Source organism: Pseudomonas putida (genome assembly GCF_022627325.1).
GTDB classification, from domain to species: domain Bacteria; phylum Pseudomonadota; class Gammaproteobacteria; order Pseudomonadales; family Pseudomonadaceae; genus Aquipseudomonas; species Aquipseudomonas putida_X.
The window spans coordinates 1-7,633 of record NZ_JAETZZ010000028.1 but is presented as its reverse complement, the minus strand read 5'-3'; the positions used below and the strand labels follow the sequence as shown (position 1 = coordinate 7,633).

Here is a 7,633-nt window from a genome sequence, read left to right as displayed (position 1 = left end):
ACCTGGCAGAGCGTGCGATAAAACCGTTTGTCATTGGGCGCAAGGCTTGGCTGTTCAGTGACACGCCCAAGGGCGCCACGGCAAGTGCGCAGATATACAGCTTGGTCGAGACCGCCAAGGTCAACGGTCAGGAGCCCTATACGTGGCTGCGCCACGTACTTGAGCGCCTGCCGTATGCGTCGTCGGTCTCAGACTACGAAGCCTTGCTGCCATGGAACTGCTCGCCAGAGATACCACGGTAAGCTGAGGCCCTATCTTTTAGAAGGTGGGGTTCATGGATCGCACTCATTGTTACGCGCCTCACCATTGAATGGAGCGATATGCGTAATTGCATGGACTTGACCACCCATTTGCATTGCCACTGACCACTCAATTGCATCCGTGTTGACCAACCGTTTGCATTCGACTTGACCAGCACACGCCGTAGTGACGACCGGAAGAGGACAACCCAATAGCGGTCCCTCACATGTGCCTAAGGAGTCAGGCCCATTCAGATTTGCAACTAGACCATGATCGCGTCGTACAGTTTGGACAGGCCGAAGCCGGGCATCCTTGCCTTGTCTCGGTTATTCAGTACTCGCGCCGTTTCGGTTTGAAGAAAATCACAGGCGTGTGTGATTCTCTCGCTTGCTCCATGTCCATAAAGCGCTCCATATCAAACAGCTGATCCAGGGTGCGATCCTTGGATGGCCACCTCAGTTTCGGAGCCGGACGATCTGACAAGCGTGTTTTGAGCAGCGATTCGATGCGTGCGAGGCGTTCCCCCTCAACGGTGATGTAGCCAATTGGCACCGTAATGGCGCTGTCGGTACTCGGTTGACAGTGGTATTGGACCACTGCCAACTGCCCTGGGATCAAGAATATCTCCATGCAGTCCTCTAGGGGGGCGCCCGAGAACTCGATGCCATTAGGGATGCGCGACCAGAATGTCGAATGGTTATCGCGCAGTTCTCTGTGCAAAAGGGCACAGATATGCCCCGTACCTTCTCTCGAAGCGCTGAGCAGTGGCTCAATGCGATAGACAAAGTCACTCAACAACTGTCCGTTCGCAGCCCATAGCGGCACAGAACTTGCCAGCCACAGAGCGGTATGGGTTGCGTCCTCCGGCCAAAGTCTGGCCAGATCACGGATAAAGCTCTCGATCATTCGCCGATTTTTTTCTAGGTAAATCGGGCCGATCATGGCTTGGGTCAAGGGCGTGCCATAGCCCGTTTTGTTTTCGCGCCGGGCATTGAGCCACGCGTTGAAATCTAAAGTGCCACGCTGGATATGACGCACCAGCACTTCGTCATTCACCAGCTCACAGTAGGCCGTAAATGACACGCCGTGCTCGGGGATAGATAGCTCATTGAGATAGTCAGAAATCTTAGCCTCCATTTCAATGGTCAATGGTCGACGGATATTGGCCTTGTCCTCTGCGGTTTTAATCACGCGTATGGGACCGCTCGGCGTCGACTCAAGAGAAATGGATACGTCGATGGCAACCTGGTCGACATCACCTGCCTCACAGCTGCTGATTTTGTACAGACGGCTTTTTCGGATCTCGCGCTCACTCCGTTGCTGTAATTCGAGGTAGGCATGGTATTGCTGGCCAAAAGCCTCAATGACCTCCCGCTGACCTATGTTTTTGTGCTCATTTGGCACGTTCAGATGCGGCAGTCCAAAGCGGTACAGCCTTTGCTTGCGTGGGGCAATGATATTCAGCGTCAGTAGATCAAATAGCGGCGTCTCAACGCGTTCTTCGTAGCGGATCAGACTGGGGAGCACATCAGGGCATCCCTGAGATTTGTTGCGCAGTATCGAGGAGGGTGCCAAATGGCCCGAATCGGTGTACATCGCCAGGCGGTTCTGCACCAAACCCTCAACCAGTATCTCGCATTCACGCTGGCTCAGCCCGAAGTACTCCCTAATATCTCCCGGCAAAACCTCATCGAGCAGGACCAACAGGCGGCAGGTAAACTCTTCAATGGCTGGCAGCGGCACCTCCTGTGTCCAGGCACAGTGCATGGTATAGGGGCGCACAGGGACCAGCAGCGAAATCACGTTACCGAGCCGCGACTCGTAGGAAAATTCTAATTCGTCTAATTCATGCATGCTGAGTGCTCTCTATGACGCTGGTGCCGTCGACAACTTGGTATTGCTCAGGTTGTTCCTGGGACTGGGTTTCGACAAAGCTAAGAACCTTGGCCAGCGCAGAATCAGAGTTGCCGCTTCGCCACATGGCGCGTGCACCCACCACCACTAAACGTTCCTGTGCACGGGATAAGGCCACGTTAATGCGCGGCATATCGCCCAGGAAGCCTTGGTTCACCTTGTCGTTATCGCGCACCAAACTAAGGAAAATCAGCCGGTTTTCCTGCCCTTGGTAAGAGTCAACAGTATCGATTTTGATCAACTCGCGGATGTCTGCGGCCCATTCGGCTTTGCTCAATTCTGTCTGGAGGAGTGCCTTTTGTTGCTGGTACATAGTGATGATCCCAATGGGGTAAGGCTTTTCATCAGTCACGTAGAGTCTGAGATTGTTCACTGTGTCCGGACTGCACAAGAGCTTGATCAAATGCCGGATCACTTCAGTCTCATGCTGGTTCGAATAGCCACGACGGCCTTTGCTGTCTTCACCAGTGCGCTTCACGCCCACGCCACTGTCGACCCACGTGACGGGGTAGTTCAATGGATAGGGCAACTCTTGGAACCACTGCGGTGAGTCCGGCCGGCCGGTTATAAGGCCACCCACACCGTGCTCGTCGGCATAAAAGCACGTCGAAATGATGTCACTGATCGGCTTGATCATTCGATACTGGGTGTCGAGGGTGATGCCCTTGTTGACATCAAAAGCTCGCTCAAAGTCAGTTTTGGCCACTTCGCCAACTTGAACACTCAGCTCATGGGAGACAGCTTTGAGGTGTCGTTTGTCGTAGTGCGGTGGAAGCTGACGATGATCACCTACCAGCAGTACGCGCTTAGCAGACTGTAAGGCGATCATCAGCTCTGAAGCCTGCGCACGACCTGCCTCGTCGACAATCACCCAGTCGAATTCTGATTCGTTGATGGCTAGGTTTTTTGAACCCATACCCACTAGGGTGCCGCATACTAGTTGCGAGGTTTTGACCAGAAAACGGTCGTAATTCGCATCGCCGCTGGCCAGCACGTCAATCCACTCCTGACTGAGGATGATCAGCTGATTCAGGCGTTTGAGACTGACTAAATCGGTGATGTCATATTCGAGAGCCACTTGCTTACTCAGAAGCTCCCAGAACGCTGAGTCATGGGCATCGGGGCTTTCGAAGTTGAATTGATAGCTGTCGACGATCTGTATGATGCGCTGAGCAGTCAAATTGGCCTGATCGTGAAGGGCTTCGAGTTTTTCAGTCAGGTTACTTTGCGCCCCCAAGTGCTCGATCTTTTGAAGTTGAGCTTTAAGCGAGCGCAGGTTGGCCATCAGCGGATGTAGAGTGCGGTGTAGGCTGGACAAGGTGGATACAAAGCCCTGGCTGAGCATTAAGCGCGAGGCGAGAGCATTGATGCGCAGATCATACTCACGGTGGAACTTGTTTTGGATCTTTCGCTGGATGGCGCTTGGGTGGGCATGCAGCAGTTGACTGTCGATCGAGCCCTCATTGCCCACCCTCACTACTGTTAACGGGGTGTTCAAGGCCAGACACAACTCGCGGACTTTGAGTGCAACGTTATCGACCGTGGCATTGGACTGCCCAACCAGTAGGATGTTCTTAGCCAGATCGTTCTCGTAGAGATAGTGAATTAGCTTGCTGATGAAGGCGGTTTTTCCCGTGCCAGGTGGTCCTTGCAGCACGCTAATCGGCCCTTCGGCGATGACCCGCTGGAATGCGTCAAGCTGGCGCTCATTGAAGTACTCTGCGCTACCATCGAGGTTGTCGTAACGGGAGCGAATCGTTGCCTCATCCGGTACATCGGCCATAGGTTTGGAGGCTATGTTGGCGCTCTTGTCGAAATAGTCCGGTAGCCGAGCAATTTTCGAACTTCCGTCCAGCACTCGCTCCAGCGCTTTGGAACGGCGATCTCGACTAGATTTGGTGCGTAGGGACTCTAGGACGATTTCATTACCGGGGGCAAGCCGCCTGGTCATACCACCTCGACTGGGCTGGACCACCAGAGTGTCGGAAAGTATTTCACCAAGCACCAGCGAACCAAAGCTATGCTCATCATTCCCCAGCGTCACATTAACGGTGTCGCCGCGATCAAAGTTATCCAGCCAGCTTTGTGAGTTGGCGGTATAGGGAATGAGCAGGTGGCCTGCGCTATTTTCCTGGATTACACCTTCAGCTATTTCGAGGCGTAGCAGGTAATCACCCTCTGTTTTGAGTAAGGTGTTCCAAATCTGCTTGGGTGCAACAGTGCAGCAATCTTCGGGATGGATGTCATATTCAAGCTCATCGTATCCCTTGTTCGGCGATTGCTTGATCATCAAGTCAATCACAGCATCGATGCCTAACAGATAGTCCACGAACGGGTCGGGGAAAACCTTTTTCGGCTCACTGCGTACCACGGTGATGTTTTCCGTGATTCGGTGTTGAGCTTCTTTGCGGGCACTTATGTAGTCACTGAGGCTGATGTTGCGTGTGAGGTTGGCGTATTTGATCTGCTTGGCCATCAGATCAACCGTCAGGGTTATGCGTGTATCAATGCCGGTAATGAAGAACCTGAGCCAATTGGGTTCGCGGGCTTCCCGCGCTTTGACGAAATACCCGCATTCTTCCTTACTAAGCAGCTCTTTTTCCAGAGGAAAATCGCTTAGTAAAAAGGCCAGATCAAAAGTTTTTACTGTGTCACTGGCCACGGGCTCTTCGGCTGGTTGATCGGTTGCTTCGATGGCTTCAAGCAGTGGTTTTAATGATAGGGGAACTTGATCTGATTGCTGCTTGGCGCGCTCCAGTTCCTCAGCAATAGGTGTAGGCAGGTCATCGCCAAAGAGCTCGCCGACCATACGATAAACGGCAAAGCGATCTCTTCCATAGCCATCGCTGTCAGCCGGATTGCGTGGGCCATAGTTGACGTTGTAGGGCTCGGATTCACCGCCGTAATCAAGCACATCTATAAGGACCAACTCGCGATCTTGTTCACTGGTTTCTTCGCCTGCCTGCTTGAAAATCACATTTTCAGGGTGCAGGTCACCGTGGTAGACATCCTGTTGGTGAAGAGCCAGCATCGCGTCACACAAGCGCTGGGCAACTCGCAATTTGTCGCCAGTAGATTCAATATCCTCGACAAATCGCGACCAGGTTTGACCAGGCTCATACCGGGTGGCGATGTAAAAACCGCCACCTTCCAACAACCCATAATCACGCACCTGTGCAATAGGTAAGTCAGCGTTAAGGGTTTTTTCAATGCGCTTGCGTAAGCGCAAAATGCGGCGATTGGTGCCGGGGTCTTTGGGCGAGGCAATGACGTTTTGCCAGAACTTGATTAGGCCGATTGCATCGCCATCTTGATAGCGATATCGGATCGTCGAACCGAAGCTGATCGATTCACCCGGCACCTGTGGGAACATTTGAGTCAGATGCAGCGCGCTCATCTGACGCTTGATGAAGTTTCCACTGGTGAGTGCCTCAATGACTTCCTGAGAGTCGTCGTAGATATGATTGTGATCGTCCGTCAGGCTGTTGAAGTGCGCCAGCATCTCACCGGCATCTTTGTAACGATTCGCTGCATCCCAATCAAGCGCCTTGGCAAAAAACTCATCTAGCTGGCCATTAAACGGGTCACCGCTGGCATGTGGTCGCCAGACTGAAATCTGTTCATCGCGCTCCAGTCGTTTGTCCGCAAAGCAAATGCGGTGAGCGATCTGGCCGAGTAAAAACACATCCACGCGGAAAGGGTCGAGAATGTCGCCTTTATCGCTGAACACATCTTCGGGAAGTTGCAGCTGCGTACTTTTAAGCAATGCCCGGATGTCTTTGACGGTGGTATGTTCGGGAATAAATGATGCGTAATAGCCCGAGGTGACAATGGTGGCGTTATCCGCGGCGTACCACAGATTGTGGCAATCCACGTCGCGGTGGGCCATGCCCATGCCATGCAACTCTGCAAAGGGCGCCAACAGGGCGCGTACATGGTCAGCGCGTTGATCAATGGTCCAAGTGGGGCCGTTCTGGTTTAAGTAACGGTCAAAGCGCTTCATGTTGTGCCTAAGCTCGAAAGCTTCGGCGTAATCGGTCTGAATGTCTTCCGGGTCCAGGCCAACAGCCGGACGCAGCATGAACTGTTCAAGTCGACTGCTTTCGGTGCGTGCGCGGCAATGGATAGCGTGTTCGCGGGTGAGAATGCGGCTCCAGGTTTCAGTAAACGCCAGACCCGTGCCCAGCTTTAAAAAGTCCCATTGGCGTAGCAAGCCAATGTCTTTTTCCATGCTGGGATTTTTGCCGATAAACTCTTTGAACAGGCCATTATTGTGCTCGTATTCGAGTTCATCACTGGAGACATATTGGGCTACTTTAAGGTGCTTTGGCTGCACATAGCCTTTGCTGTTGCAAAAGAAGTGGTCGATTTCTTTGAGCGCGATTTCTGAATTGGGTCGTGGGTGGTTGTAGCGCTCGAAAAAAGCTTCATGTGATTTTTCAGGCTGAGTGCAAATCTGGCTGTAAACGACAGGCTTGCGGATCTTCAGGAAAGTGTCCAGGGTGTGTACATAGCGTGCTTCGTTTGGCGGTAGCTGCTCTGGAGTGGCTGAGCCGGACAGCACTACATGCGCTTCGACCATGGGGCCGTAACCGATTTTACTGCGCAGATGACTGCTCAGCAGTTTGCTGATGCGTATGGCATGCTCCTTCTTGATGGTGAAAGGGCTTTTGCCTCGGGATTTCTCGTTGACTCGCCACTCACCACGATAGCTGGTGAGTTTGCCGTTCCAGTCCTTAATCTCCACCAGCAAAATACGGTCGCTGGTGATGATCAGCAAATCAATCTCCATCGAGCCCTGGTCATCGGTAATCACCAGAGACGAATAGGCTTGCCAGGTAGTTTGAAAGTGTTCCTCCATCTGACTTACAGCATAGGCCTCTCTTGGATGTAATCCATTTTTGCCTATTACTACTAACTTCATCTGTTTGCTCCTTCCTATGAGCTACCGCGCCTATCACTTTTGCTATCGAACAAACTGAGAAGCGAAACGTATGGGGTGTGGTGACTGGTTAGGAGCAGATTAATATCAGCTTTTGTGCCGGAGAGATCGCTCTGCCTATCCCGTTCGGGCTATCAACCCCCTATCTCAGCATTTACTAGCAGTGGATATTAAGGTTTATCCATTAGCACTGCCAGCGTCCGTTTCTGCCCGGTTTTTGCCTGTCGCCACCGGTAGCAATGCGCAGCTCTCTGCCGATCATGGTTATGAGACGTGCTGGTCAAATCCGATGCAATCAGTGGTCAGATCGAATGCAAACGCCAGGTCAAGTGCAATGCAAACGAGTGGTCAGGACCGATGCAATCATGTGGTCAAATGGAGTGCAATTTCGCAGCGATACCGAGAATGGTCGATCGTGTCCCGGGAAGTGGTGTAACTCATCATGGTTCTGGCCGCTGAGTTCGCCGTTTAGTTGATCACGGCCGACAGCTTGGCCTGTGGATTATCGCTGACTGCCTCAAAGGCCTCCAACTGCAT

General features: G+C 52.6%; 3 protein-coding genes. 1 reads left to right on the top strand and 2 read right to left on the bottom strand.

Annotated features, from left to right (window positions below; all coding sequences use genetic code 11):
• A partial coding sequence (locus JNA92_RS25440) for a transposase domain-containing protein (protein ID WP_241807208.1) occupies positions 1 to 242 on the top strand: 242 nt, incomplete at its 5' end.
• Between the two features lie 328 nt (positions 243 to 570).
• Here the strand turns inward: JNA92_RS25440 and JNA92_RS25435 are convergent.
• Both JNA92_RS25435 and JNA92_RS25430 read right to left on the bottom strand, forming a co-directional pair.
• Positions 571 to 2,094 (bottom strand): hypothetical protein, encoded by a 1,524-nt coding sequence (locus tag JNA92_RS25435; protein ID WP_100412844.1) that lies wholly within the window; start codon positions 2,092 to 2,094, stop codon positions 571 to 573.
• Complete coding sequence (locus JNA92_RS25430) at positions 2,087 to 7,078, bottom strand: AAA domain-containing protein (protein ID WP_241807207.1); 4,992 nt, start codon at positions 7,076 to 7,078, stop codon at positions 2,087 to 2,089. The genes JNA92_RS25435 and JNA92_RS25430 overlap by 8 nt, the downstream gene beginning before the upstream one ends.
• Between the last annotated feature and the right edge of the window lie 555 nt (positions 7,079 to 7,633).